The organism is Alicyclobacillus fodiniaquatilis, from assembly GCF_042678105.1.
GTDB lineage: Bacteria > Bacillota > Bacilli > Alicyclobacillales > Alicyclobacillaceae > Alicyclobacillus > Alicyclobacillus fodiniaquatilis.
In genome coordinates this window covers 32,236-56,611 of record NZ_JBHUCX010000075.1, presented here as the reverse complement: position 1 = coordinate 56,611, position 24,376 = coordinate 32,236, and the positions used below count along the sequence as shown (strand labels likewise).

Annotated in this window: 25 protein-coding genes; 20 read left to right on the top strand and 5 right to left on the bottom strand. The window is 49.2% G+C overall.

Annotation, left to right across the window (positions count from 1 at the left end):
• Positions 1-58 precede the first annotated feature (58 nt).
• The gene (locus tag ACFSB2_RS19100) at positions 59-649 is read left to right on the top strand and encodes a nucleoside-triphosphatase (RefSeq protein WP_377944690.1); all 591 of its coding nucleotides are present in this window, start codon (positions 59-61) and stop codon (positions 647-649) included.
• Between the two features lie 152 nt (positions 650-801).
• On the opposite strand, the gene ACFSB2_RS19095 is transcribed toward ACFSB2_RS19100, so the two are convergent.
• A complete protein-coding gene (locus ACFSB2_RS19095; protein WP_377944689.1) occupies positions 802-1,875 on the bottom strand; it encodes an LppP/LprE family lipoprotein in 1,074 nt (357 codons plus the stop codon).
• 173 nt (positions 1,876-2,048) lie between these two features.
• Here ACFSB2_RS19095 and ACFSB2_RS19090 point away from each other — a divergent pair, with 173 nt between their 5' ends.
• From ACFSB2_RS19090 to ACFSB2_RS19070, 5 genes are all read left to right on the top strand, one after another.
• Positions 2,049-3,062 carry an aldo/keto reductase gene (locus ACFSB2_RS19090; RefSeq protein WP_377944688.1) on the top strand — a complete coding sequence of 338 codons (1,014 nt, stop codon included), beginning with the start codon at positions 2,049-2,051 and terminating at the stop codon, positions 3,060-3,062.
• Between the two features lie 42 nt (positions 3,063-3,104).
• Positions 3,105-4,085, top strand: a complete 981-nt coding sequence (gene gluQRS / locus ACFSB2_RS19085; protein ID WP_377944687.1) for a tRNA glutamyl-Q(34) synthetase GluQRS — start codon at positions 3,105-3,107, stop codon at positions 4,083-4,085.
• A 154-nt stretch (positions 4,086-4,239) separates the two neighbouring features.
• Entirely contained in the window at positions 4,240-5,280 is a 1,041-nt protein-coding gene (locus tag ACFSB2_RS19080; RefSeq protein WP_377944686.1) for an NAD(P)-dependent alcohol dehydrogenase, read from the top strand.
• Between the two features lie 168 nt (positions 5,281-5,448).
• Positions 5,449-6,432 (top strand): aldo/keto reductase, encoded by a 984-nt coding sequence (locus ACFSB2_RS19075; RefSeq protein WP_377944685.1) that lies wholly within the window; start codon positions 5,449-5,451, stop codon positions 6,430-6,432.
• Positions 6,433-6,668: 236 nt separating this feature from the next.
• Positions 6,669-7,019: a peptidoglycan-binding domain-containing protein gene (locus ACFSB2_RS19070; protein WP_377944684.1), complete on the top strand. Its 351-nt coding sequence runs from the start codon at positions 6,669-6,671 to the stop codon at positions 7,017-7,019.
• A gap of 214 nt (positions 7,020-7,233) precedes the next feature.
• Here the strand turns inward: ACFSB2_RS19070 and ACFSB2_RS19065 are convergent, their stop codons facing one another.
• The gene (locus ACFSB2_RS19065; protein WP_377944683.1) at positions 7,234-8,010 is read right to left on the bottom strand and encodes a hypothetical protein; all 777 of its coding nucleotides are present in this window, start codon (positions 8,008-8,010) and stop codon (positions 7,234-7,236) included.
• A gap of 200 nt (positions 8,011-8,210) precedes the next feature.
• Between ACFSB2_RS19065 and ACFSB2_RS19060 the strand changes: the two genes are divergently transcribed.
• The 5 genes from ACFSB2_RS19060 to ACFSB2_RS19040 all read left to right on the top strand — a co-directional run bounded on the left by ACFSB2_RS19060 (position 8,211) and on the right by ACFSB2_RS19040 (position 12,802).
• Entirely contained in the window at positions 8,211-8,921 is a 711-nt protein-coding gene (locus tag ACFSB2_RS19060; RefSeq protein ID WP_377944682.1) for a response regulator transcription factor, read from the top strand.
• Entirely contained in the window at positions 8,918-9,985 is a 1,068-nt protein-coding gene (locus tag ACFSB2_RS19055) for a sensor histidine kinase (protein ID WP_377944681.1), read from the top strand. The genes ACFSB2_RS19060 and ACFSB2_RS19055 overlap by 4 nt, the downstream gene beginning before the upstream one ends.
• 181 nt (positions 9,986-10,166) lie before the next feature.
• Positions 10,167-10,853 (top strand): DUF7002 family protein, encoded by a 687-nt coding sequence (locus ACFSB2_RS19050; RefSeq protein WP_377944680.1) that lies wholly within the window; start codon positions 10,167-10,169, stop codon positions 10,851-10,853.
• Positions 10,854-11,277: 424 nt separating this feature from the next.
• A complete protein-coding gene (locus ACFSB2_RS19045; RefSeq protein WP_377944679.1) occupies positions 11,278-12,393 on the top strand; it encodes a TDT family transporter in 1,116 nt (371 codons plus the stop codon).
• A gap of 94 nt (positions 12,394-12,487) precedes the next feature.
• Positions 12,488-12,802, top strand: coding sequence for an iron-sulfur cluster biosynthesis family protein (locus tag ACFSB2_RS19040; protein ID WP_377944678.1), 315 nt, complete (start codon positions 12,488-12,490; stop codon positions 12,800-12,802).
• Positions 12,803-13,019: 217 nt separating this feature from the next.
• On the opposite strand, the gene ACFSB2_RS19035 is transcribed toward ACFSB2_RS19040, so the two are convergent.
• Positions 13,020-13,625, bottom strand: a complete 606-nt coding sequence (locus tag ACFSB2_RS19035) for a TetR family transcriptional regulator (RefSeq protein WP_377944677.1) — start codon at positions 13,623-13,625, stop codon at positions 13,020-13,022.
• Between the two features lie 123 nt (positions 13,626-13,748).
• On the opposite strand from ACFSB2_RS19035, the gene ACFSB2_RS19030 reads away from it, so the two are divergent.
• Positions 13,749-14,717 (top strand): quinone oxidoreductase family protein, encoded by a 969-nt coding sequence (locus tag ACFSB2_RS19030; protein WP_377944676.1) that lies wholly within the window; start codon positions 13,749-13,751, stop codon positions 14,715-14,717.
• Between the two features lie 132 nt (positions 14,718-14,849).
• Here ACFSB2_RS19030 and ACFSB2_RS19025 read toward each other — a convergent pair whose 3' ends face one another.
• Positions 14,850-15,248: a hypothetical protein gene (locus ACFSB2_RS19025; protein ID WP_377944675.1), complete on the bottom strand. Its 399-nt coding sequence runs from the start codon at positions 15,246-15,248 to the stop codon at positions 14,850-14,852.
• A 1-nt stretch (position 15,249) separates the two neighbouring features.
• Here ACFSB2_RS19025 and ACFSB2_RS19020 point away from each other — a divergent pair, with 1 nt between their 5' ends.
• Complete coding sequence (locus ACFSB2_RS19020) at positions 15,250-15,810, top strand: GNAT family N-acetyltransferase (RefSeq protein ID WP_377944674.1); 561 nt, start codon at positions 15,250-15,252, stop codon at positions 15,808-15,810.
• Positions 15,811-15,965: 155 nt separating this feature from the next.
• Here the strand turns inward: ACFSB2_RS19020 and ACFSB2_RS19015 are convergent, their stop codons facing one another.
• Positions 15,966-17,186 (bottom strand): cytochrome P450, encoded by a 1,221-nt coding sequence (locus ACFSB2_RS19015; protein WP_377944673.1) that lies wholly within the window; start codon positions 17,184-17,186, stop codon positions 15,966-15,968.
• A 329-nt stretch (positions 17,187-17,515) separates the two neighbouring features.
• Between ACFSB2_RS19015 and ACFSB2_RS19010 the strand changes: the two genes are divergently transcribed.
• From ACFSB2_RS19010 to ACFSB2_RS18980, 7 genes are all read left to right on the top strand, one after another.
• On the top strand, positions 17,516-18,439 hold the full coding sequence (locus ACFSB2_RS19010) for an ABC transporter ATP-binding protein (protein WP_377944672.1): 924 nt from the start codon (positions 17,516-17,518) through the stop codon (positions 18,437-18,439).
• Positions 18,402-19,454, top strand: a complete 1,053-nt coding sequence (locus ACFSB2_RS19005; RefSeq protein WP_377944671.1) for a hypothetical protein — start codon at positions 18,402-18,404, stop codon at positions 19,452-19,454. Before ACFSB2_RS19010 ends, ACFSB2_RS19005 begins: the two co-directional genes overlap by 38 nt.
• Positions 19,455-19,763: 309 nt before the next feature.
• Positions 19,764-20,525 carry a sugar phosphate isomerase/epimerase family protein gene (locus tag ACFSB2_RS19000; RefSeq protein ID WP_377944670.1) on the top strand — a complete coding sequence of 254 codons (762 nt, stop codon included), beginning with the start codon at positions 19,764-19,766 and terminating at the stop codon, positions 20,523-20,525.
• Positions 20,526-20,543: 18 nt separating this feature from the next.
• Positions 20,544-21,668, top strand: a complete 1,125-nt coding sequence (locus ACFSB2_RS18995) for a Gfo/Idh/MocA family protein (protein WP_377944669.1) — start codon at positions 20,544-20,546, stop codon at positions 21,666-21,668.
• 242 nt (positions 21,669-21,910) lie between these two features.
• On the top strand, positions 21,911-22,717 hold the full coding sequence (locus ACFSB2_RS18990) for an IclR family transcriptional regulator (RefSeq protein WP_377944668.1): 807 nt from the start codon (positions 21,911-21,913) through the stop codon (positions 22,715-22,717).
• Positions 22,718-22,722: 5 nt separating this feature from the next.
• Complete coding sequence (locus ACFSB2_RS18985) at positions 22,723-23,496, top strand: SDR family NAD(P)-dependent oxidoreductase (protein WP_377944667.1); 774 nt, start codon at positions 22,723-22,725, stop codon at positions 23,494-23,496.
• 66 nt (positions 23,497-23,562) lie between these two features.
• The coding region (locus tag ACFSB2_RS18980) for a fumarylacetoacetate hydrolase family protein (RefSeq protein ID WP_377944666.1) at positions 23,563-24,376 on the top strand (814 nt) is incomplete at its 3' end.

The following is a 24,376-nucleotide window of genomic DNA, read 5'->3' as shown; positions in this document are numbered from 1 at the left end:
ATCATTTACGCTGGATGCACTAAGTGCGGCAACCACAGTCCCATATGAGACGTGGCATTTGAATCCACCGAATGATAAATTACTGCCACGATTGGACGAGGAGTGTAAACATACGAAAACTGCATTTTTACTAACGGGAAAGCCGAGAATGGGCAAGAGCACCATGGTAAAGAAACTTGTGAATGCAATCGGTTCTCATCTTTGTGGTGGATTCTATACGGAGGAAATCACCAATTCAGGTGAGCGAATCGGCTTCAGATGTGTGTCCGTAAGTGGTGAAAGTGTAGAGATTGCGAATGTGGAGAATCCTAGTAAAATCCGAGTTGGAAGATATGGAATTGACGTAAATCAATTCGAGAACTTTGCGATTCAGGTTTTAGAGGATGCCTTGCCTGTGAAAAAGGTCATTGTCATTGATGAAATCGGATTCATGCAGATGCTATCCGCCTCTTTTCAGAAAAAGATACAAGAAATCTTCTCCGGAAACCATGTCGTGCTTGGAACAGTTCCTGTAGATAGTCATCCTGAAATAGACAAAATTAAATATACTAAGTCTGTAAAGATAATCGACTTAAATGAACACAATCGTGATTCGATAACAGCGGTTTTGGTAAAGGATATTTTGCGGGCTCTGGATTCAAGTCGTTGAAGATTTGGATGCCAAGCGTCTACATCCAAAGTACGTCGCTGTTTTTTTGAAGAACTACATCAGGGATTGCCGAACATAAGTGATGTTGAGTGGGTGTGATTTGTACAGAAAACCGCCCAATGGTTATCAGCCAATGGGCGGTGCAGTGTCGTCTACGATTGATGATCGACGACCGTTTCGAGTGCTTGAATTGGATTTCCCGTTTGTTGCAGTTCATACACAGTGGATCCTTCTTGCCAAGCAATGGTGGTTTTGGGCTTAAAGGTTGTGTTCGTATCCTCGCTTTTTACGACAATAGCGCCATGTTTGTTTGGGGCTGGCAGCATATGCGTGTGTAGATAGGAGACCATGTTCTCTGCAACCTGCTTTACGCCGCTGTTCTCGGTGTAAAACAGGATTTCAATCGTCCAATTTCCCTCATGCCATTGATACCCTGCATGCCCCATGCCCGCATCTGTTTTTGCGGTAATACCATGCCCTAAGTTCAGCGTGGGTGGGCCTCCACTAAATGCCGTCTTAGCTGCTTGAAGGCTCGCGATCTGATTTGCCGCCTCGGCAGTGGTTGAATAGGACTTCTTCGAAATTGGGTTGCGATCTTGATTGGTTGTGGTGTCTGATTGGAACTGTTTTGGGTAAGGCTTGTTTGGAACCAATTTTGACCCATTCCAAGTATACGTAATCGTCACAGGCGCTCCTGTTGGATTGGCAAAAGAATCATTGTTCTTGTACACAGGATAAGTAACAGCAATGCTGTCACCAGCAGCTTTGGCGCTTGTGATGGCTACGCTGGGTTTGGCAGTGTCTGTCCCTAAATACTTACCGTTGAGAAAGAAGAAGACAAACTGATTATATCCATCTCCCCCGGTTATACCTATCCACGCTGACAATGTTGCGCCAGAAGACGTTTTGACAGTCGCATTCGGCGTTGTTCCACTAACCGAGTAGCCTTTGTTTTTGATCAATGCAATTTCATTCGCATAATTAGCGTGAGAACTCGTTGCGTCACTCAAAGAAATCTGGACACTGCTCGCGTTATTGCCTGTGTTTGAAGCTATATTCTTTGACGCTTTCGTCGAGTGGGAAGCAACATGAGCGTCAGATGTGTTTGTCGTTGAACTTGTGAGCGGTTGATTCTTGGTGGCATTTCCATTCGGGGGCGTCGCGCATCCCGCTACAGTCAATAACGCCAGCCCTGTGACCGTTAGGAAAGCAAGCTGTTTGTTCATGATAAACCTCCTCGTGGTTGTTCACTTATCTAGACGATACAACGCGGTTTTACGTTACAATGATCGATGAACCAATGTTTCACGATCCTGTAAAGAGGCCGGAGTCTTGGTGCCGTCACCCGCTGAATTTGCATAACACCAATGGTCTGCATCATCTCTAAGGAGGACTGCCAATGACTAGGCAAGAGAAAGCTTATCAACTGGGGAAACTTGGCCCCAATGTTTCGCGAATTGGTTTAGGATGTATGGGCATGTCAGGCATGTATGGGGAAGCAGATAGACAGGAGAGTATCGCGACGATCCACGCGGCACTCGATGCGGGGGTTAATTTATTAGACACAGGCGACTTTTATGGAATGGGTCATAACGAACTCTTAATCCGAGATGCCTTGCAAAGTCAGCGTCGCGAAGACGTGCTAATCAGTGTTAAGTTCGGAGGGCTGCGGGCGCCGTCAGGAGAATTCGTTGGTTATGATTGCAGGCCGATTGCCGTCAAGAACTTTCTGTCTTACTCATTACAGCGCCTAGGCGTGGATTACATCGATATTTATCGACCTGCCCGAATGGACCCATCAGTTCCAGTTGAGGAAACCATCGGCGCCATCGCAGATATGGTGAAAGCAGGGTATGTCCGATATATCGGTCTTTCGGAAGTGGGCGCCGACACGCTGCGTCGTGCGCAATCGGTTCATTCAATCTGCGATCTCCAGATTGAATACTCCTTGATGTCGCGAGGTATCGAAGCAGAGATATTGCCTACGGCTCGCGAACTGGGCATTGGCATTACGGCGTATGGTGTGCTTTCCCGCGGGTTATTGAGTGGTCGTTGGTCACGAGAACATTCGCAAAGAGGCGACATCCGAGGCATGATGCCACGTTTCCAGGGTGAAAACCTGGAGCGAAATCTAGCGCTTGTGGATGCGCTTCGTAAGATTGCTGAAGAAAAGAATGTGACTGTCAGCCAAATAAGCATGGCATGGGTCTACGCTCGTGGAGTCGACATTATTCCACTTATTGGAGCACGACGTCGGGACCAGTTGGTTGAGGCGCAGGAGGCGCTCAAATTGGAGTTGAGCCAAGGCGATTTAGAGAGAATCGAAGCGGCAATTCCGATTGAATCCGTTGCGGGAACTCGCTATGCGGCGTCGCAAATGGCCCATCTAGACAGCGAACGTTCTGCTCAGTGACACGATCCGTCAAGGCATTCGGAGAGTGGTGAATAACAGGTTATGGTGATAAGTCCAACAGTTCGCGGAAGATTTGCACCCACACCTTCAGGATATTTACACGTTGGCAACGCGCTGACTGCGCTGTTGGCGTGGCTTCAGGTCAGACAACAAAATGGTACTTTCATTCTCCGTATCGAAGATTTGGATGACAAACGTCTACATCCAAAGTACATTGCCGCATTATTTGAAGATCTACATTGGCTGGGTATCGATTGGGATGAGGGCCCAGAGTCGGGAGGCCCCTTCTCTCCTTACCACCAAAAAGATCGAACCCATTTATATCATGCCGCGTTTGAAGAATTAAAAAATCGTGGTTTACTGTATCCCTGTTTTTGCAGTCGTAAACAACTCCGGGCGTTCGCTGTGGCTCCACATGGGGTTACATCGGAAGGACCTGCATACAGCGGAAAATGCCGCTATCTGTCCGAAGAGGAGCGGTTACGCAAAGCCACTGATAAGACGCCTTCTTGGCGGTTCATTTTACCGGACACTCCGATGGCCTTTGATGATCTAGTGTATGGTAAACAGACATTCGCAGCTGGGGCAGGTGGAGACTTTGTTGTCTGTCGTGCTGATGAGGTATTTGGTTACCAATTGGCTGTGGTCATCGACGATGCGGCCATGGGTGTAACCCATGTGTTGCGTGGGAATGACCTGCTGGATTCCACGCCTCGCCAACTATGCCTGTATCAAGCGCTTGGTCTCACCCCGCCATCATTTGCCCACGTTCCACTGATTTACGCTTCGAACGGGGAAAGATTGGCGAAACGCAACGGCCAGATGCCCCTGCGAAGCATGCGCAAAGAAGGACTACGCCCCCAACACTTGATTGGCTATCTCGCTTGGCTTACAGGACTTCTAGTGAAACCTGAGCCTATTGAATTATTGGAGCTAATCAAGGAATTTGACGTCAGAAAAATCGTTAGACATCGAATTGTCTTACCAGTCAATTGGAGCGAAACACTGATGAAGTCAGGTTGAAAAAGCGATTGTGCGAAAGCTGTTTGTTGAGTAATCGACAAATCCTGAGTATTTAAGCATTGCGCTCAGCGCAATGACATTTAGAATTATAGACATATGTTGATCAACGTTGACTATATGTCGATCCACTTATCGGCATGAGGAGTGAAAGCGCATGACGACAACGCGTGTACTAAGTGTTTCACAAGCAAAAGCGCCATTTGAAAAGACGACCATTGAGCGGAGAGAATTGCGTCCTCACGATGTCTTAATCAATATCCAATATAGTGGTATTTGTCACTCTGACATCCACAGTGCGTTTGATGAATGGGGCGGTGGAATTTTCCCAATGGTCCCCGGTCACGAAATCGCTGGCGTTGTAGCAGAGGTCGGAGCAGAAGTCACCAAGTTTGCCGTAGGGGATCGCGTAGGGGTTGGGTGCTTTGTTGATTCCTGCGGAGCATGTGAATATTGTCTCAGCGGTGAAGAACAGTATTGTTCCAAAGGTGTCGTCTCGACCTACAATTCCTTAGACTACGATGGGAATCCGACGTACGGTGGATACAGTCAAAAAATTGTGGTCACAGAAGGGTTTGTCGTTCGAATTCCAGACAAGCTCAACCTCGATGTGGCAGCTTCACTTCTTTGCGCGGGCATTACCACGTATTCTCCGTTGAAACACTGGAATGTTGGACCTGGCAAGAAGGTTGCTATTGTAGGAATGGGTGGACTCGGACACCTTGCTGTCCAATACGCACACGCCTTGGGTGCTGAGGTTACTGTTTTGAGTCAGTCTATGAAGAAAAAGAATGAAGCACAGGAGTTTGGGGCAGATCACTATTTTGCAACCAGCGATACTGCTACATTTTCTCAGCTCGCGAGCCGATTTGATGTGATCTTAAATACTGTGTCCGCAAATCTGGACGTAGACGCGTATTTATCCATGCTTCGCATTGACGGCACGCTCGTTAATGTCGGTGCGCCCGCCGAACCGGACAAGTACCAGGTGTTTTCGTTGATCATGGGTCGTCGCAGCATTGCAGGATCATTGGTTGGTGGAATTCGGGAAACGCAAGAGATGCTCGATTTTTCCGCAGAGCACGGTATTGCTCCAAAAATTGAGGTTATTCGTGCTGATCAAGTGGACGAAGCGTATCAGCGAGTTCTTCGCAGTGATGTCCGCTATCGCTTTGTGATAGACGTTTCTAGCTTGTAATGATAGATACCGAAGAAGGACACAGACTGGGCTTCCCTGTGTCTTTACATAGCTTAAATGTCGGTGCGCGACCATGATCACCGCAATCACGCATTGTCCTTCGTACATCAGCTGTTCGAGAACACTGATCGCAAACGAGATGATTCCTGAATACGAGGAGGTTTTATTGTGAAATATTCAACAGTCGGAAAAACAGGCGTCCAAGTTTCGAGTTTATGTTTTGGCACGATGTCGTTTGGGGGAAACGCTGACGAACAGACATCAAAAGCGATGTTTACACGATGTCGTGAAGCGGGGATTAACTTTTTTGATACAGCCAACGTGTACAGTGCCGGACGCTCGGAAGAGATCTTGGGGTCGTGTATCGCCGATTGCCGGGATGAAATTGTACTCACATCAAAAGTCTTCTTTCCAATGGGAAAGGACATCAATGCAAAAGGACTTTCTCGCCGTCATATCATGCTTGCGGTTGAAGATAGTTTGCTTCGGTTAAAGACGGATCGTCTCGACTTTTACTTTGTGCATATGTTCGATGAGTGTACGCCAATGGAAGAAACGCTTCGGGCGCTTGATGACCTGCAATCACAGGGCAAGATTTTGTATCCGGCAGTGAGCAACTGGGCAGCTTGGCAAATCGCGAAGGCGCTTGGGATTTCAGCGAAAGAGCAACTCGCTCGTTTTGAATTGATCCAACCCATGTATAGTTTGGTGAAACGTCAGGTAGAAGTTGAGATTTTGCCGCTCGCCTTGTCGGAGCAAATGGGTGTGATTGCCTACAGCCCATTAGGTGGAGGTCTACTGACTGGTAAATACGGGGTGAACAAGCGACCTGAACAAGGACGATTGGTTGATGAAGCTAGATATACAGCTCGTTACGCAGATGAAAGTAATTTTGTTGTCGCTGATCGATTTAATGCTTATGCTGCAGAGCAGGGTATCAACCCAGCAACGCTTGCCGTGGCATGGGTGATGTCCCATCCCGCAATCACGGCGCCCATTATTGGGGCAAGAAACTTAGCGCAGTTGGAGGATTCACTCGCTGCGATTGATGTGGATATGACATCAGAGTGGCGTGACGAAATCTCCTCGCTGTCTGTTGCGCCCGCACCTGCGACGGATCGTAGTGAAACGCGTTCCTCGAATTGGGCATGATCTGGCTCTATATGAAAGTGGGCACTGAATGGTGTCCGCTTTTTTTTTTGTGTATTCGGCAATTTTGATTGAAAGGGTGCGAATTTTGCAGGTCGCTCTTCATGCTCATTATGGAACAAATCACTTTTTCAAACTTTAACTCTCTTTTTGACACATTCCTTCTGGTTGCTCCGTCTAACAATCAAACGAGAATGGAGTCGACGCTGGGTCGTCTCCTAAAGGAGAGGGAATTTTAAATGAAGAAACAATGGATCATTTCTACGGCTGCAATTGCAGGCTTACTCGCCATGCCCGTGACAGCGATGGCAGCTTCCAAGACAAGTGCAGCACAAAAGGCAGTAGCGGTTCGTAGTGCAACCGTGAGTTATCCGTATCCGGGGCATCTGATTCAATACGGGAGCAAAGGGATTTATGTAAAAGAAATACAGCAAAGAATCAACCAGTTGCCGAAGAGCAACGCTGGTCAAGCAGACGGAATTTTTGGCCCCAAAACTTTGATTGCGGTGAAGTTATTTCAAATGTCTCATGGATTAACCGCGGATGGGATTGTTGGGCCACAAACATGGAACGCCCTCTTTAAACGCTGATTTTCCTAAAAACAACTGGGAAAAAAGGCTAGAAAGATGTCATAGCGTTTGTATTTTATTTCCACCGCCCGCTCTCTCGCATGGGAGCGGGCGGTGGTGTGCTCAGTGAAGAGATGAAAACGCTTAAAGAGGGGATATAGATTTCCGTAATAACCCAAAAGAGGCCGGAGCCAGGCAGTCAAGACGCTCCAGTCCGGCCTTGTCTTACGCAATGTTACATGCCGGATGTGTTTCCGACAAATGAGTTTGCGCTGTCCGAATTGAAATTTGCTCCAGCATACATGCTTAAACCAGGAGCGTCCACATTGCATGGCATAAACGTGTATTTCACGCCAGGAGTAATGTTTGATGAGAACGTGAAGAAATATTTCATCCCAGACATTCCGTCCTTCGTAATGGTGACGTCCGATTTGGTCAAACCATTCATTGATGTCATTTTGTCATTCATGCCGAGTTCTGCAATGCCGGATGCCATCGCTTGATTGCTCTGAATCCAGTAGTTGCTGGGGGTGGTGGCGGACATCGGATCAACCTTTTGGTCGTACACCACGAGGAGACGGTTTTTCCCCACTTGTTGTACACTGAGAAGATTCGGGATGGTGAACGAACTCATCGATAATTTGGCCCAGTTGGCTTTAACTTTGTAAGTCACGCCAGGGGTCAGCATCTTGCCATTGTTCAACACAAACCCCTTCTTCATCGCGTTATACTTCGCCATCATGGTCGATTTTGATTTCGACATCTTCGTTCCCATGGTGTTCATTGCCTGCAACGTAATGGTTTTGCCTTTCAGAGACATCGTATTTTTCGCCATCAAATCCACTTGAGCGGTGTTTACGGGATAAACCTTCGATACCGTGATTTTGCTCGGCATAGCATGCATCTTGGTTTGCGGCATTGTACTGCCGGCGAACACTGTGCTGGTGAGCGTGATACCTGCCAAAGCAGCTGCGGCGATACCGCCAATTGCGAATTTGTATCCTTTGTTCACTGTGATTTGCCTCCTCTTTTCTGTGGTCAACCTGCTTGACGGACTCTATTCAACACCTAAAGTCTTGCAAGGAAAGGGCACAATCCTTTCAAAATCATTACAAATGGGTAAGCTTTCTGTGAGGCATTCTATTTGAACGGTTGCAAGTGGAGATTGTGTGGTATTATCGGCACCAATACGACCTAGCGGAGGCTTTTTCGTTGAAAGAAACAATTCTTGTCGTGGAAGATGAGGAAAACATACAAGATGTCTGTCGGCGTTACCTGGAGCGAGAGGGGTACACCGTTCTCATGGCAGCAGATGGCGAACAAGGGTGGGAGATCTTTCAAAAAGAGAGCCCGCACTTGGTTGTAGTGGACGTTATGATGCCCAAGAAAGATGGCTACGAGCTCTGCCAGGATATCCGGAAGCAATCCGATGCGCCCATCATTATGTTGACTGCTCGTGGGGACGAGCGGGATCGATTGATGGGGTTAACCCTTGGCGCAGATGATTACTTGACGAAACCATTCTCTCCGCGCGAGTTAATGTTGCGGATTCAGAATATCTTGCGGCGCTTGTCTCCATCTCCTGCAGCGCAAACGCCCGTGACTGAAGACGTTCTGGCATTTCCGAAATTGACGATTGACGTGGGTGGGCGCCGGGTGACTGTGAACGGAGAGATCGTCAATCTAACGGTCAAGGAATTCGATGCATTGCTCGTCATGGCGCGAAGGCCTGGGCAAGTTTTTTCCAAGAGACAGCTCTTGGATTTGGTCTGGGGTTACGAAGACAGCATTGACACAAATGTGGTGACGGTTTTGATGCGACGCCTGCGTGAGAAAATTGAGCAGAATCCGGCTAATCCACGCTGGATTCACACGGTGTGGGGGATTGGCTATCGATTTGAGCCGGGAGGCAAGACGGTATGAAACTCAGCGTACAACTTCTCGTCATCAATTTGCTCAGTGTGGCGCTGCTCATTGGGGCGTTGATGATCGGATATTGGAAAATGCTGCTTACCTTAAACCAGACGTGGATGTTGACAGAGATTGCGATTGGAGCGGGCGTAGTGTCCTCTATTGCTTTTGGACTCATGACCATTCCGCTCACGAGATCAATACGACGCTTAGTCCTGTTCTCCGATAGAGTGGCTCATCTGGCATTTGATGCGCAAGTAAACACGGAGAGGGGGCCCGCCGAAGTTCGCCATCTTGCGCGGTCTCTTTACACGATGAGTCATCGCTTGTCTGAAAGCTTTGCTCAATTGGAGGGGATGGAGCGGACACGGCGAGAGCTCATCGCCAACATCTCCCACGATTTGCGTACTCCGCTCGCCGCCATCCAATCCTATGTCGAGGCATTAGAGGATGGTGTGGTAGACGAAAAGGTAGAGATGGATCGGTATTTGCGGACCATTCACAATGAAACCCGTCGACTCAGTCGCTTAATTGACGACTTGTTTGAACTGTCCAAACTAGAAGCGGGACATCAATCGTTGGGCGCTGTCCCATGTCATCTGGAGCAGGTGCTAGCCGAAGTTCTAGACAGCCATCAGTTGCTGTTGAACGAAAAGCGTCTGACGATGGTCGTCGATATACCGGACAATCTTCCCGTGCTCATCCTGTCGCCAGAGAAGATTTATCGCGTCGTAGCCAATCTTCTTCTTAATGCCATTCGCTATTCACCAGAGGGCGGTGCCATCGAATTGGGCGTGACGCTTGAATCTGCCGATTTGGTTCAGGTTTCCTTGGCGGATCATGGGCCTGGTGTCCATCCTTCCGACCAAGTGCGACTCTTCGAACGCTTTTATCGGTCCGATCCGTCTCGTACTCGACACACAGGCGGATCTGGCCTTGGCCTGGCCATTGCTCGCGGGCTTGTTCAACTGCATGGCGGTGAGATTGGCGTCAAAGGTCGATCCGATGCTTCATCTGGCGCAGTGTTTTGGTTCACGCTGCCCATATTGGACCAAAACGTACCACAGCTGTTTTAATTCCTGGAGCACCTCTTGATAAGTTCCCATGTCACTTGTCAAATGTGGAGCGAACGGAAATACTCAGGTGGAGAATTGGAAAGAACATTTAGAGGACTTCATACAAAAAACGTCGTTGTCAATCACACCTGAAAAAGCGAGATGTGACGTCACCAACTTGTAAAAAGATTGGAGGCTATGCATGAGGGAAGAGATAGGCGGGATTACAAATTCACCAAAGCGAAAATCCTTATTTCATTTCACACGAGTGGATAATTTGAGCTCGATTGCGTTCTCCGATGGATTGTATGCCAGTGATGCCATCCATCCGAATCCGGAAGGAAAACGTCGAACGACGAAAACGGCATACGAGTTTAAGGGAAACAGCGCTTTTTTGAACGCGCATCTCCAAATCTCAAAGGACATGATGGATGTAGATACGAGCATCAGCCAGTTTCGAGCGTTCCTCGATCAGAATGTGTTTCTATGGCCGACGCTCCGGCTTTGCCAACAGATGCTGCAAATGTACACTCGAAGAGAGCCGTGTGAGAAATTCGCAGTATTGCAATTGGATGCCGATTCTCTCCTATCCGACCATGGTGATCGAGCTTATCTTTCTAAGTACGACGCTGGAAGCATGCCACGATATCCTAAACGAACGTCTTATCGCAAGACGCTCCGCATGTTTTTGCAGTTGGAAGCGTTTCGAAAACGGGATGATGCGCTGGTTCCCCGAATTCCGTCAGAGATCCATGAGATCTTGATACACACCTCGGTCCCTTCTCTTCATTCTTATCTTCAAGCTGTTTACTGCGCAGATATCGCGGATCTTCCAGCGCCATGGGTGCATTTATACAGGCCATTGTCGGATATTCAGACATCAAATTAGCGTGGCGCTGTGTGATTGATGTGGGATTAACCATTGTATCCCAGACCATTCTCAGTCGAACAGTCCCCGCCGAATTAAATTCGCAGTGACAGGTTTTCGTCCAATCTCACGCGCCCAATTTGTTTTCAGCTTCAATCATTCTTTTTCGTAAAGATGCATGGATTTTGCGGGCGTGCGAGTGGCGTAGTTTGGCGCATTCATCGGCTAAATGATGATGAAGACGGGCGACATTCGCTGCTCACAGTGGATGTGATCTTTGCGCGTACAGCGTGGGTCGAAATGCAGTCTTGTATGCAAATAGCTCAGATACACACCGCTGAAGTGATCATAATAAAATTTTATCATATTGATTAAAATAATGTATTTTACTTATTTTTAGTGCTGGAATATCATGTTCACGTAATCAAAGACGGGGGTGAACGCAGTGAGCGTCATCAGGCAATTTGGACCGAGTTGGTTCACAACGGTAATGGGCGTAGGCATTGTTGCGGTTCTGACTTACACATCGCCATTTCCAATTCCATATCAACATGACATCGGAGCGGTACTATTTGGACTTTTAAATGCAATTTTTATCGTGGCTTTCCTATTTTGGTTGTTTCGCTGGATCTTCCATACTGATGAGGCGTTAAACGATTTTCGTCATCCGGCGCGGGCATTGTTTTACGGCGCATTCGCAATGGGGATCAACGTGGTTGGCAATGATTATCTGCTGATTGGTTCACACATCTTAAACAGCGGTTTGGCAACGGATATCAGCAAAGTGGTTTGGGTTGCGGGAACCATTGTTTCCATCTTCACAGTCATCGTTGTCCCGTATTTGTTGTTCACCGAGCATGAAGTGGAACAGCACCAAGCGTTGGCCACTTGGCTGATCCCCGTCGTTCCGCCCATTGTCGCGGCGGCTACGGGTGCAAACCTCATCCCTTTTTGGGGTGGAGCAGGGACGCAGTTTGCCATCACAGCGCTGATATTCGCCATGTTTGGCGCGACATTTTTCCTGTTCATCATGATTAGCGGACTTGTCTATGCGAGACTGGTGTATCATAAGCGCTTGAGCGGCGAAGCAGCGCCGAGCCTTTGGGTAGAGATTGGGCCGATAGGTATGTCAATGGGCACATTCAGCACGTTGCCGCTAAAAACACAGGCGATTTTGGGCCAATACGCAAATATGCTGCATGTCATCGGGCTGGTATTCTCCATGGCGCTTTGGGGCATTGGCATCTGGTGGATTGTCATTTCCACAATGCATACGCTCTTGCATCTGAGTAAACGCGGTGAAGGATTGCCTTTTCACATGGGGTGGTGGAGCTACGTCTTCCCAATTGGCAGTTTCACCAGTGGCACATATGCGTTAGACCACCTTGTGAGTTATCCGTTTTACACGATTGCGGGATTCGTACAGCTTTTGATTCTTTGGGGATGTTTTGCAGTGGTGTTCGCCCGGACAGCGACGGGGGTGTGGAAGGGCAGTTTAATCCAATGGAGATCATCTCATTGGACTCGATACGGGCTTTCGAACGAAAAAAGGACTGCGTGAAGCAACATGCTTTGCAAGTATGATGAACGATACCAGGCGAGATCGCAATGATTGGTTTAAGCGTCGATCACGATTTAAAAGGACGGCGATGAACATGAAAATGGTTTTGACGGATACGTGTTTTGAGCAATTGTCGAAAATGCACATACCTGATCCGAAATGTGTAAGATTGTCCGCCGAATATGAAGGTGGCGGATGCAGTTGTACGTTGGCGGTTCAAATGCGGTTGGACGAACAGACTGCAGACGACATATACACCGCGACAAAGGGCATTCCGTTCATCATTGACAAAACCTCGCAGATGCTACTTGGTGATGAGGGGTTTGAGTTGGATTTCCGAAATATTTCGGGGTATGTTTTGAAAACCCCAAATGAAACATTGGCATATGGGATTCAGTTTGAACGATAGAAGAAGACGGCGGCGCATATGTGAAATGTATCGCCACATATGAACGCAAATAGAATTCGTAAATATGTTCAATTAAAAGGGGTTGTCCCAAAGTCTGCGAATAGCAGCGCTTGTGCATCACCGTGTTTCCAGGTCAGCGGCAAAGACAAGGGGAGCTTTTGGCTTCCCTTGTTGAGCGTGATGAAGTCTAGGTGCAAGCGCTAACTCAATCTCCCCATTACTGCGTCTTGATGATCAGCTTTAACCCGTCGTTAAAGAGATCATCTGCTGTATGACCAGCATTAAAATACTCCTCGATACCGGCCATCATCGTCGGATGGTCTTTCGCGAACTGCTCCATGTCAAAATCCTCGCTCATTTCCGCGTCAGGCGGCGTCTGCTCCTCTATGACAAAACCAAAAGTGAAATGTTGCGCTGTCAGCGCGATTAAACGGGATTCCCGCAAACTGACACCTGCGGTGAGCAGTGATCGGATGGCTGTTTCCATGACGTCGGACATGCTTAAAGATAGGTGAGCGCCTGCGACAACACGTCCCCCATCCGTGTAAGCGCGCATCGCTCTGCGCAATCGATTGAATACGTCCATCAGCCACGTTTGCCAAGCTTCATCAGAACCTCGCGCCTGCAGGTCATGAAATTCCGATTGCAGTATTCGTTCGGCCATTTCGTTGATCAACGCTGCCTTATTTTTCACGTGCCAGTATAATGTAGGCGCTTTGACGCCCAATCTTTTTGCCAGTTCCCGCAAACTCACGCGATCAATGCCGCTTTCATTGAGCAGTTTTAAAGCTTCGTCCACAATCATGCCCTTGTTGAGCGCCATCGTTTTATCTCCTTCGCACCATTTCCTTGACAGTCTAACACATGTAGACTATATTTTGAAATATAATCTATACATGTTAGAGAGAGTGCGACTTTAACATCTGAAATACGAGGGGGAGAGCACGTGAAGGCAGCGGTACTGTACCAGTTTGGGGAAATCCCGCGATATGAGGATTTTCCGGATCCGGTTCCTGGAGAGGGGGAGGTGCTCATCAACGTGAAAGCGGTGGCGCTGGAAAATGTGGATAAGATGATGGCAGAGGGAACACATTTTGCGAGTCGTCAGTTCTTATCCACGCTCCCGGCCATCGTTGGCTTCGACGGTATTGGGGAACTTCCTGACGGCAGGTTGGTCGGATTTGGCGGCGTGAAAGGACCGTATGGAGCGATGGCGGAAAAGACAGTCGTGCCAAAGGAATATACAGTGCCGATTCCCACGTCCGTTGACGCCGTTACAGCGGCAGCTTTGCCTGCCTCAGCTTTGACGTCTCTCTTTCCGCTCAAATGGGGAGCAAGGCTTGAGGCTGGGGAAACGGTGTTCATCAATGGCGCAACCGGTGTGGCTGGTAAACTTGCCGTGCAGATCGCCAAGCTGTTGGGCGCAGGGCGAATTGTTGCAACCGGGCGGAATGAGGCGTCGTTGAAGCAAATTGCAGCGTTAGGCGCAGATACCGTCATTGATTTGAAGCAGGCTGATGAACAGCTTGTCGAGCAGTTTCGTCGAGAGGCGGGGAAGGGGTTTGACGTCATTCTCGATTTTCTGTGGGGGCGTGTGACGGAGTTGTTGATTCGCTCGTTGGTGCCACAGGGGTTGAGCTTCGCGCAAGGGAGGACGCGGTTGGTGCAGATTGGAGAGAAGGCGGGATCGACCATTTCGCTTTTGGCGGATGCGCTGCGGACGACGGGGCTTGAGATAATGGGTGCGGGCGCAGGTTTAACGCCTGAAGCGATACCGGCGGGCGCCGCGCAGGTGTGGGATTGGATCCGGGCTGGCAAGTTGCGCATGGATATCGAGCAAGTCGCGCTTCAAGATGTTGCGGATGTGTGGGAACGCGATGATTTTCATGGGAAGCGAGTCGTGATTGTGGTTTAAATTGAGGCATCCGTTGATTCGAAGGGAGAAAATATGATGCTGAATAACATCAAGCGCTGACACCGCGCGATGGTGCAGAAGATCGCTGTGAAATTTGGGCTTCCAGAAGACATGAGTCACCATCACCACCATTCACATGCTCTGCGCAGCAATGCGAATTTGCATATGAAACGACATCGCGCTTTTCATCAGCGTCACGCGCAAATGGCGAAACAGAATGCAAAAAGGTTGGCGGATTGGCAACAACAACATAATCAACGCGTGGGAGATTGGCATGCTCGACATGCTGCTGCAGTCATGAGTGGAACTGCTGGATTGTACAAGTGGGAAAGGTTTGTTTACAAAAACGTAAGTCGTATCGCCAAAATGGCAAAGTGAGCGTAAATCAGGATATCCATAGTGACCGTGCCGCAGGCGATTCGTCTGCGGTTTTCCCTGTTGGCAACCGGAACTGCAAATTTCGTAAAATAGTACAATAAAGAGATGACGACGAACGAGGAATTTATCTATAAATAGAGAGGGATTACTCATCATGCAATCCATCGAGATTCAAATGTTGCCTTGTCATGCGAATACCCATGCAGTTGAAATGAAGCAAATCGTGAACATCGTGAACCGTGTTTACGCTGCGTCCGAGGGGAGTCTTTGGAAACGACGAGCCATTCGTACGACTGTGGAGGAAGTGGTCGATCTCGTTCGCGCTGGGGAGATGGCTGTCGCTCGATCACCCCGGGGGATTGTTGGATGTGTTCATATTAGACGAATTGACGAATCAACAGGAGAATTTGGCATGCTTGCTGTGGACAACGACTTCCAGGGAACTGGCATTGGACGCGCGTTAGTGCGGTTTGCTGAACAAAAGTGTATAAAGGAACACCTTCGTAGCATGCAACTTGAATTGTTGGAACCACAGGTGGGCTCTCATCCGGCAAAGGTGATTTTGAAAAACTGGTATATGCGGATAGGATATCGTCCCGTTCGCACTGAATCGGTTGATTCATTGTTTCCAGCGTTAGTGGAGTTGCTGGCTGTACCTTGTAAGTTTGTGATCCTCCAAAAAGAACTAGTGGAAGCACAAGGCGTAGGCAGCTAAACTCATAAAACAAGTGGTTTCTGGTGAGTGTAACCGTGTAGCTGAGCGGCGAAATCCTTTTAAACGTCTTTGGTTCAAAAATGAATGGTTCTGCTTGGTCGTATCATGCGAAATAACCGAGGGGGCGAACCCCCTAGTTGTTTTGTGAACCACTGCTAAACGCTTTCCAACCGGATGGGTAAACTTTGAAGGGATTGGCCCACCCCGGAATCAATCAAATGTTCTGTAAGGTCGAATGCTTCCGCTGGTTGAATATTGGCGAACTGTTTCACAAACGTGGTTAAAGCAATGTTTGCTTCCATCCGAGCAAGTGGAGCACCTAAGCAGAAATGCGAACCGGCACCAAAAGTTAAATGTTTTTGATTCCCTTGACGATGAATATCAAATGCTTCCGCATGCTCAAATTGAGCTTCATCGCGGTTTGCGGCGCCTATCCATGCCACGATGATCTGCCCTTTTTTCATCTCAAAGCCAAATACGTTTGTATCTTGGGCAATCTGTCTATCCATGGAAGCTGGAAAGCGAAAACGTAACACTTCCTCAATCAACTTGGGCACCAATGACAAGTCGTTTCGCAGTTCCTGATATATGCCGGGTTTGTCGAATAACATGGCGTAAAACATGTTGGAAATCAGCGTCGTTGTGGTTTCATTGCCTGCGCCCAACAATCCGATGCTGGACATCACCACTTCTCTATCCGTTAATTGTTCGCCTTCAAGCTCGGCCTTGGTCAAATCGGAAATGATGTCATCCACAGGATGTGCTCGTTTCTCTTGCACGATGGGATAAAGGTAGTCATAAAACGCCTGCATGGCTTGTGCTTTTTGCTCGGCGATATCGCTAAAAGCTTCTTTGTTATACGGGGAAAAGAGAATATCTGACCAGTGCTTAATCCGTTCCCGGTCTTTCGCAGGCACACCCAACAAACGGGCGATGACGGTTACCGGTAAGGGGATGGCCAGCTTTTGTACGATATCCACGCTCATCTGATCTTCCATCTCTTTGACCAATTCGTCAGTGATCGCTTGGATTTTGGGTCTCCATTCTTCCAGACTTCGCGGAGTGAAAGCATGGGCGAGAAGCGCCCGGCGCTTGCGGTGTTCCGGTGGATCACAAGAATTGACGTTGCTTCGGTTGTCGTTTCTGGGGATGGGAATGAGACTGCGTTCCTTTTTGTTGGAGAACAACTCGTGATCAAAAAGCACACGTTTGGCATGATCATATAAAAACACATTCCACACATCTTGCTCGGCATCATAAATCACAGGATTGTTTTCTCTCATCTCTTTATACCAAGCAAATGGTTCCCATTGAGCTTCGTTTGATTTGAGCTGAGATATTTCGTGCAAAAGGATAATTTGACTCGTTGAACTCACATACATCAGCTCCCTGTGGTTATCGCTACATAGGTTATTTTAATCTAGCGAGTGGGTGATAGAACCATTTCACACAAAATTCAATTCGAGAATAGAAAGATAATTCGGGAATAGAAAGATTTTTTTGTCGGTCAATCAATTCCATTGCGATCGAAAGTCGCCACACCGACGGAACCCCCGGATATCTCCATACGTAAGCGGGCGTTGCGCGAGGCTATGCAGAGATGGATGGTCGATGCGCATTACGCAAATATGTCGTCAGAGGAACTTAGACAAATGTTTGACGAGGTACTGGCTGAATGGAATCGGAATAGAGGAGGAACGACTGCATGAGCCTAGCCATTGAGATGAAAAACGTGACCAAGCGGTTTGAGCGCGATGTGGTCCTGGACAACGTGGATTTTTCCGTCAGCCGAGGGCGTGTGCATGCGGTGATTGGGCCAAACGGAGCGGGGAAGAGCACATTGCTTAAACTGATGGTGAATCTATTGAATCCATCATCCGGCGAGATTTGCGTCATGGGCGAGCCTGTCAGGGACAATCCGAGGGTTCGGCAGTGGGTTCACTATGTGGGCGCCGATACGCACATATTCCCGATGTTCAAGGTTGGCGAAGTGCTTCAGTACGCGCGCCTCTTATACGACGCGTGGGACGAGGTTCGCTGTCAGCAACTCGTTGCCGCTTGGGGGATGCCCGTAACGAAAAGAGTTCGGCAACTGTCGCTGGGGATGAAGATGAAGCTCAAGTGGATGATGGCCTTCGCGGCGATGCCGCAGGTTTTGTTGTTAGATGAGGCGCTGACTGGGATTGATCCGGTGTCGAAGCAGCAAATTGTGGACATGTTGCTGCAGGAAGTGGCACTCCGTGACGTCACCGTCATCTGCGCGACACACGAACTGTCAGAAGTTGAGCAGATGGCAGACACGTTAAGCGTGCTTGGCCGCGGACGCATACTTGCAACGAAGAATGTGGACCAACTGAAGGAACACGTCTGCGAAATCGCAGCGCTCGTACCGAGTGGTCACGATGTCAACTTACAGGACCATGCCATCTTGTCCGTCAAACAGGCAGGCAGGCGCTGCACTCTTGTGCTGGAAGGGGACACAGCCGAGGCGCAAGCGGAATTGGAGCGGTCGGGCGGCAGCGTGATCGATATCAGAGCGGTATCGCTTGAACACTGGTTTCAGGCGTTGTTGGTAAAGGAGGGCATGGTCGGTGGCCGAATTCAGTTATCAAAAAGCATTGTTTTATAAGGAGTGGCTACATAAACGCTGGGCTGCGCTATTCGTATTTCTGTTGATTGCGCCATCTGTGTACTTGCAAACTTTGATGCCGCTCAACGGGCGGCGCATCATTCAGATAGGTAGCCCAGGGCATTGGCAAGCGGTTGATGTGGTCGCATTGAATTTCGCGGACACGGTCAATCAAATTGAAAATCGCTATACCACGGGGATATGGGCTTGTCTCGTGGTCGTGGTGTTTGCGCTATACTCCATCTGGATTGAACGGTATCACGACACCTTTTGGGTTACGCTAGGTGGCCCAACTTCCAAGTCTACCATTCTGCGGACGAAATTCCTCGTCGATGCCGCCATCATTGTCGGCGTCTTCACAGTGCTTGGCGCGTCCCTCTGCATTATCGACGGAGCGGTTCACGCGCATTATTCCATCGCGGGAATAGCTCGCTGGTGGTTGGCCGAGGTCGGGATACTGATGGGGATGTATGGGCTGACGGTGTTGATTTCGACCGTGCTTGGCAACCCCTTCGCAGCGGGAATCATCATATTCGGCGTGACCGTTGCGCCCATGTACCTTGGCGCGCTGCTGGTCAATTGGTTGGGCGCAAATCTCATTTACTTTGTTGACGGGCACACGACCGCGCATATTCCGACTAGTTGGAAGCTGATGTGGATCATCAGTCACCTAAGTCCGCTCAACTGGTACAACATGACGTTTACGAAAACCTGGGGACATCCTGCATTGTTTTTCGTCTGGTTTTTGCTGGCCAGCCTAATTTGCTGTTGGCTTGCAGTGCGATTGTTTGAACGCGCCGACAACGAACGGTTGTCCAACCTATTCGTGTTCCACCAAACACAGCATGGTGTTGCATTGATTTTGAGCGCTGTTGTTGCATTCATTGTCGTAGATACAGCGCTGCATCAAGCATCAACCACACACGCCGCTTACCTGATGTGGTTCTGTGTCGTGACGGCCATCATCTGGCTGTTGTTCACATTTGTTCGTTTGCGGTGGTTGAAGGTACGGTAGAGGATGGCACTTGCCGTTGCGCAAGAATTACAAAATGAGTTGTCCGCATAAGATAGAGCGGGTGGTAAACTGTTACTGTAACCAGAAATGCCGGATCGACACAGTGAAACCAAATCTTCGACGGCGAGGAGGTGATTTTGCGGCTGCGTCAGATCTCGTTTGTGTCGGCAATTTGGCGATGGTGAGGATTTGACGATAACCTGTGCGACTGTGGAATTATGCGAATTGTGTGTCAGTGGTGACGAGATCGACCCATTGTCTTTTTCCGTGTCAGACAGGCTGTATGAATCGCGAATGGGAGTTGAACTGATGAATATTTGTATTGCGTCCTATTCATTTCACGGATTGTTAAAGGAAGAGAAAATAGATGTATTTGGCTATCTGGAAAGTGTGAAATATCGTTACCATCTGAACGCTGCGGATATCTGGAACGGTATGCTCGTGAGCATGGAGGACGACTATCTGAAAAAAGTCCGCCAAGCGTTGGACGAGCGGGGGCTGTGTCTAGCCAATCTGTGTGTTGACGGCGCGCATTTGTGGGAGCCAGATGCAGAGACGAGGGAACAAAATTACCGCAATGCGCTTGCGCATTTACATGCTGCTGAAGTGTTGGGCGCGCGTACGGTGCGCATCGACATGGGCGGCCGGGATACGGAAATGACGGAGGAGCAATTCGAATATACGGTCAAACGATATCAGGAATATACGCGCCGGGCGCAGGAGAATGGCTATATGGTTGGTCCGGAAAACCATTGGGGCGCTTCACGCGTACCGACCAATATTCAAAAAGTCTATGATGCGGTCGACAGTCCGGCATTTGGCATTCTGCTTCATTTTGAGAATTGGGATGTCGACGCGCAGAATGGGGATCAAATCTGTGCGCCGTATGCGTTCCACACGCATTTAGCCGCTTGGGTTGAACCGCGCTATGAGGAAAAGCTGAACATGCTGGCGGATGCCGGGTACAAAGGCTATCTCGGTGTAGAACATCACTCTGCGCAAAACGAGTATGTGCAAGTGGCGTGGCAGTTGGCAAGCCTGCAGCGGACGGTTGCGCTACAGGCGCGATAAAAGAGGAGGTGAACCCGAATGGAGCAGATTCGGGTAGGTGTCATCGGCGTTGGTATCATTGGCAAGACACATCTGGAGAACTACGCTAAAATTGCTGGCGTGGAGGTTGTCGCCATTGCGGATGTGAACGAAGCGGAATTGCGTCGAGTCGCCGACACATATCAGGTGCCCAACGTATACACAGACTTTCGCGAACTTTTGCAACGGGACGATCTCGACGCGGTCGACGTGTGTCTCCACAACAACTTCCACGCGCCGGTCACGATTGCAGCTCTGGAGGTCGGAAAGCACGTCTACTGTGAAAAGCCCATTGCTGGCTCTTACGCTGACGGCAAGGCGATGGTCGATGCGGCAAAAGCGTGCGGGAAACAACTGCACATTCAGTTGGGGACGTTGTATACGCGGGAGACGAAGGCGGCAAAACGGCTGATTGACGGCGGAGAACTGGGGAAACTCTATCACGCGCGCTCGACAGGTTATCGCCGGCGCGGCCGTCCTTTTGTCGATGGCTACGGCACAAAGTACTTTACCAGAAAAGAAACCGCTTCCGGTGGCGCGTTGTTTGATATGGGTGTGTACCATCTCGCGCAAATCTTATATCTAGTGGGTGTTCCAGAAGTCGCGACGATTTCCGGCAAAACCTATCAAGAGCTGGGCATGGATGAAGCGAGGAAAAATGAGAGCGGTTTTGATGTGGAAGAGTTGGGCGTTGGCTTTGTCCGCTTTGCGAATGGCTTGACGCTTGACGTGATCGAATCCTGGGCGATTCAATTGAATGGTTTTGAGGGCAGCAGTATCGCAGGGTCAAAAGGCGGCATTCGCCTGCCTGGTATTGCGAACGGGGAGCAAACGCCGTTGAGCTTCCATACGACGCTGTGCGATATGGAGATGAACAGCACGTTTGAATTGAATGGCGCGGACTACCGCTGGCATCAGCTGGAGGAGAATCCAGATGCTTATGACTCCTCACAACACCATTGGATCGCAGCGCTACAGGGACGGGTCGAATTGCTGCCGACTGCGGAAATCGCGTTGCAGACGATGTTGATCAGTGAAGGGATCTATTTGTCTGACCGCCTCAATGAAGAAGTGAAGACAGCAGATGTTGTCGCGATGTCTAAGTCCTGTTCCGTGCAATTGTAGTATTGGCACAGCCATCGTAAAAAATAGATGAAAAGAGAGGATTACGCCAGCGTGTGATATTGGCGTAGTCCTCTCTTTTTGAATATTTCGTTCAAAATTGAGATTTGATATTGACGTTTTGATTTGTAGGCAGTTTAATAAACTTAGTTTTCTATAATAAACGAGCGATGTGAACCTTTTCAGGCGATGAGGAGGTGCATGGGTCATTTGTGTAATGAAAGCGGAGACATGGTGAGGTTGTCATGGAGATGAACGGTGGGAGTGTGAAGACAGCGGAGAAAAAATACTGGGTACCGGCCATCGAGCGGGCTCGTGATGTATTGGAGATGATTGCGTCCGCGCCTTCCAAGTACCGTTTGATTGATTTGGCAAACAAACTCGAGGTGAACAAGAGCTCGATGTTTTCCATGCTGCATACACTTGAATCAATTGGTTGGATTGTCAAAGAAAAAGGAGATACCTATACGCTGGGCGCGAATTTGGGCACACTGAGCGCCGCGTATTTTCATCAATTTGATTTGCTTCGCTCGTTTCATGAAGAAGCAGCAAAAATGGTCGCGCGGATTCATCTGACGATTCAGCTTGGCGTATTGGATAAGCGCGAAGTGCTGTATCTGGCCAAGGAAGAAATCAGGGCGCCGCACGTCGTCTCCTACCCAGGCATGCGCATTCCCGCCCATGCGACCGCACTGGGAAAAATTCAGTTGAGTGGGTATGCGGATGTCGAATTGGAACAAATGTATGCAGATTATCGTTTTGAGAAGTTGACGCCATATACCGTCAGTAGTCTGGCCGAATTGCAGCAGCAACTGGCAGAGATGAGGCGCGATGGGTTTGCGTATGATCACGAGGAAGCCGTGTTGGGGTTTTATTGTCTAGCGGCGCCAGTGTACAACTACGCGGATCAGATGATTGCGGCCGTCAGTTGCTCGCTGACCAAGGCTGATTTTGAGGTGAAGCAGGCGCTTGCGCGAGGGGAAATTCTAGATTTGGCTGGCCGTTTATCGCGGTTGGCTGGTCATGCAAAGAGGCATTCGCAGAAGGAGTGAGCGACATGAGGTTAGAAGGCAAAACGGCTCTGATTACAGGTTCCGGTTCTGGCATTGGCCGGTGTACAGCACTTTTGTTCGCCAAAGAAGGCGCGCAAGTCGTGGTCAATGATGTGTCAGCCGAGCAAGGCGAGGCGACGGTGAGCGCCATTCGCGAAGCTGGGGGCACTGCCATCGCCATTCAGGCAGATGTCACGAAGGCGTCCGATGTCGAGCGCATGGTGGACAAAGCGCTTGCCACCTACGGCAAAATAGATGTGCTGTTCAACAATGCCGGTATTTCCGGTGTGGGGGCTGTGCACGAAACCAGTGAGGATTTATGGGATAAAGTCGTCAACGTGAATTTAAAAGGGGTCTATTTGACGTCGAAAGGTGTGCTGCCCCACATGATGGAGCGGCAGGCCGGATGCATCATCAATATGTCCTCCTGTGTGGCTGAAATCGGTCTGATGAAGCGCGCGGTCTATGCCTCCACCAAGGGTGCGGTCTTGGCGTTGACCAAATCGATGCAGGTGGATTACGCGCCATACAACATTCGCGTTAACGCCCTTTTGCCAGGCACCATTCTGACGCCCTTCGTCGAAAACTACTTAAAAAGTTCCTATGATGATCCAGAAGAAGCTTTGGCAACCATTCGCAAACGGCAACTCGGCGGCGATCTTGGGCGGCCGGAAAATGTGGCATCGGCGGCATTGTTCCTCGCGTCTGATGAATCTTCGTTTGTCATGGGTTCGCCATTGTATGTGGATGGCGGCGCAACCTTTGGCAAAATGGCCTAAATCAAATGAGTTAACGCTTTGTGTGCAGTGAAACCCTGAACCGATGTTGAGGAGGAAGTTTTTATCATGAAAACATTGACATTTTACGCAGAAGACAAGCTGAAACTCGGTGTGAAAACAGGACAAGGCATTCTGGATGTCGATAAAGCCCTAAGCAAGATTCCGGCGGCTGATGCTGTCCCTACTTCTGTGGAAGAACTTTTACAGGGCGGCGCTTCGGCCTTGGCCAGTTTGGAAGGCTATGTTCGTCTTGTGCTGGATAGAAATGATGCAACGCTGTTTCACGCAGAGGAAAGCCTGAAACTAGGGCCCTGTGTCACGAAGCCAGAGAAAATCATCTGCGTCGGTCTGAACTATCGCAAGCATGCAGAGGAATCCAACATGCCGATTCCGGAAACGCCGATTCTATTTAACAAATTCAACAACACGCTGGCTGCCCATGAAGAGGATGTGTTGTTGCCGCACAACTCGACACAAGTAGATTATGAAGCTGAGTTGGTTATCGTCATCGGCAAAAAAGCGAAACAGGTCAGCAAGGCGGACGCCCTGGAGTACGTGTATGGCTACTGCAACGCCGATGATCTCTCAGCAAGAGATCTTCAGTTTAGAACCCATCAATGGTTGCTGGGGAAATCTTGCGATGGATTCAGTCCATTGGGCCCATACTTGGTGAGCGCCGATGAAATCGGGGATCCAAATGATCTGGGGATTCGCTGCTATGTGAACGGTGAACTGCGGCAGGATTCAAACACCTCAGATATGATTTTCCACTGTGATGAGATTGTCAGTTACATCTCTGATCACATGACTTTGGAGCCGGGGGACATCATTTTGACCGGAACACCTGCAGGGGTGGTTTTGGGATATCCTGAAGCCGAAC

Coding starts and splice junctions, on each gene's coding strand:
- ACFSB2_RS19095 (WP_377944689.1), bottom strand. CDS start 1,875: ATGAACAAACAGCTTGCTTTCCTAACGGTCACAGGGCTGGCGTTATTG.
- ACFSB2_RS19090 (WP_377944688.1), top strand. CDS start 2,049: ATGACTAGGCAAGAGAAAGCTTATCAACTGGGGAAACTTGGCCCCAAT.
- gluQRS (WP_377944687.1), top strand. CDS start 3,105: ATGGTGATAAGTCCAACAGTTCGCGGAAGATTTGCACCCACACCTTCA.
- ACFSB2_RS19080 (WP_377944686.1), top strand. CDS start 4,240: ATGACGACAACGCGTGTACTAAGTGTTTCACAAGCAAAAGCGCCATTT.
- ACFSB2_RS19070 (WP_377944684.1), top strand. CDS start 6,669: ATGAAGAAACAATGGATCATTTCTACGGCTGCAATTGCAGGCTTACTC.
- ACFSB2_RS19055 (WP_377944681.1), top strand. CDS start 8,918: ATGAAACTCAGCGTACAACTTCTCGTCATCAATTTGCTCAGTGTGGCG.
- ACFSB2_RS19050 (WP_377944680.1), top strand. CDS start 10,167: ATGAGGGAAGAGATAGGCGGGATTACAAATTCACCAAAGCGAAAATCC.
- ACFSB2_RS19040 (WP_377944678.1), top strand. CDS start 12,488: ATGAAAATGGTTTTGACGGATACGTGTTTTGAGCAATTGTCGAAAATG.
- ACFSB2_RS19035 (WP_377944677.1), bottom strand. CDS start 13,625: ATGGCGCTCAACAAGGGCATGATTGTGGACGAAGCTTTAAAACTGCTC.
- ACFSB2_RS19025 (WP_377944675.1), bottom strand. CDS start 15,248: ATGAGTAATCCCTCTCTATTTATAGATAAATTCCTCGTTCGTCGTCAT.
- ACFSB2_RS19020 (WP_377944674.1), top strand. CDS start 15,250: ATGCAATCCATCGAGATTCAAATGTTGCCTTGTCATGCGAATACCCAT.
- ACFSB2_RS19010 (WP_377944672.1), top strand. CDS start 17,516: ATGAGCCTAGCCATTGAGATGAAAAACGTGACCAAGCGGTTTGAGCGC.
- ACFSB2_RS19000 (WP_377944670.1), top strand. CDS start 19,764: ATGAATATTTGTATTGCGTCCTATTCATTTCACGGATTGTTAAAGGAA.
- ACFSB2_RS18995 (WP_377944669.1), top strand. CDS start 20,544: ATGGAGCAGATTCGGGTAGGTGTCATCGGCGTTGGTATCATTGGCAAG.
- ACFSB2_RS18990 (WP_377944668.1), top strand. CDS start 21,911: ATGGAGATGAACGGTGGGAGTGTGAAGACAGCGGAGAAAAAATACTGG.
- ACFSB2_RS18985 (WP_377944667.1), top strand. CDS start 22,723: ATGAGGTTAGAAGGCAAAACGGCTCTGATTACAGGTTCCGGTTCTGGC.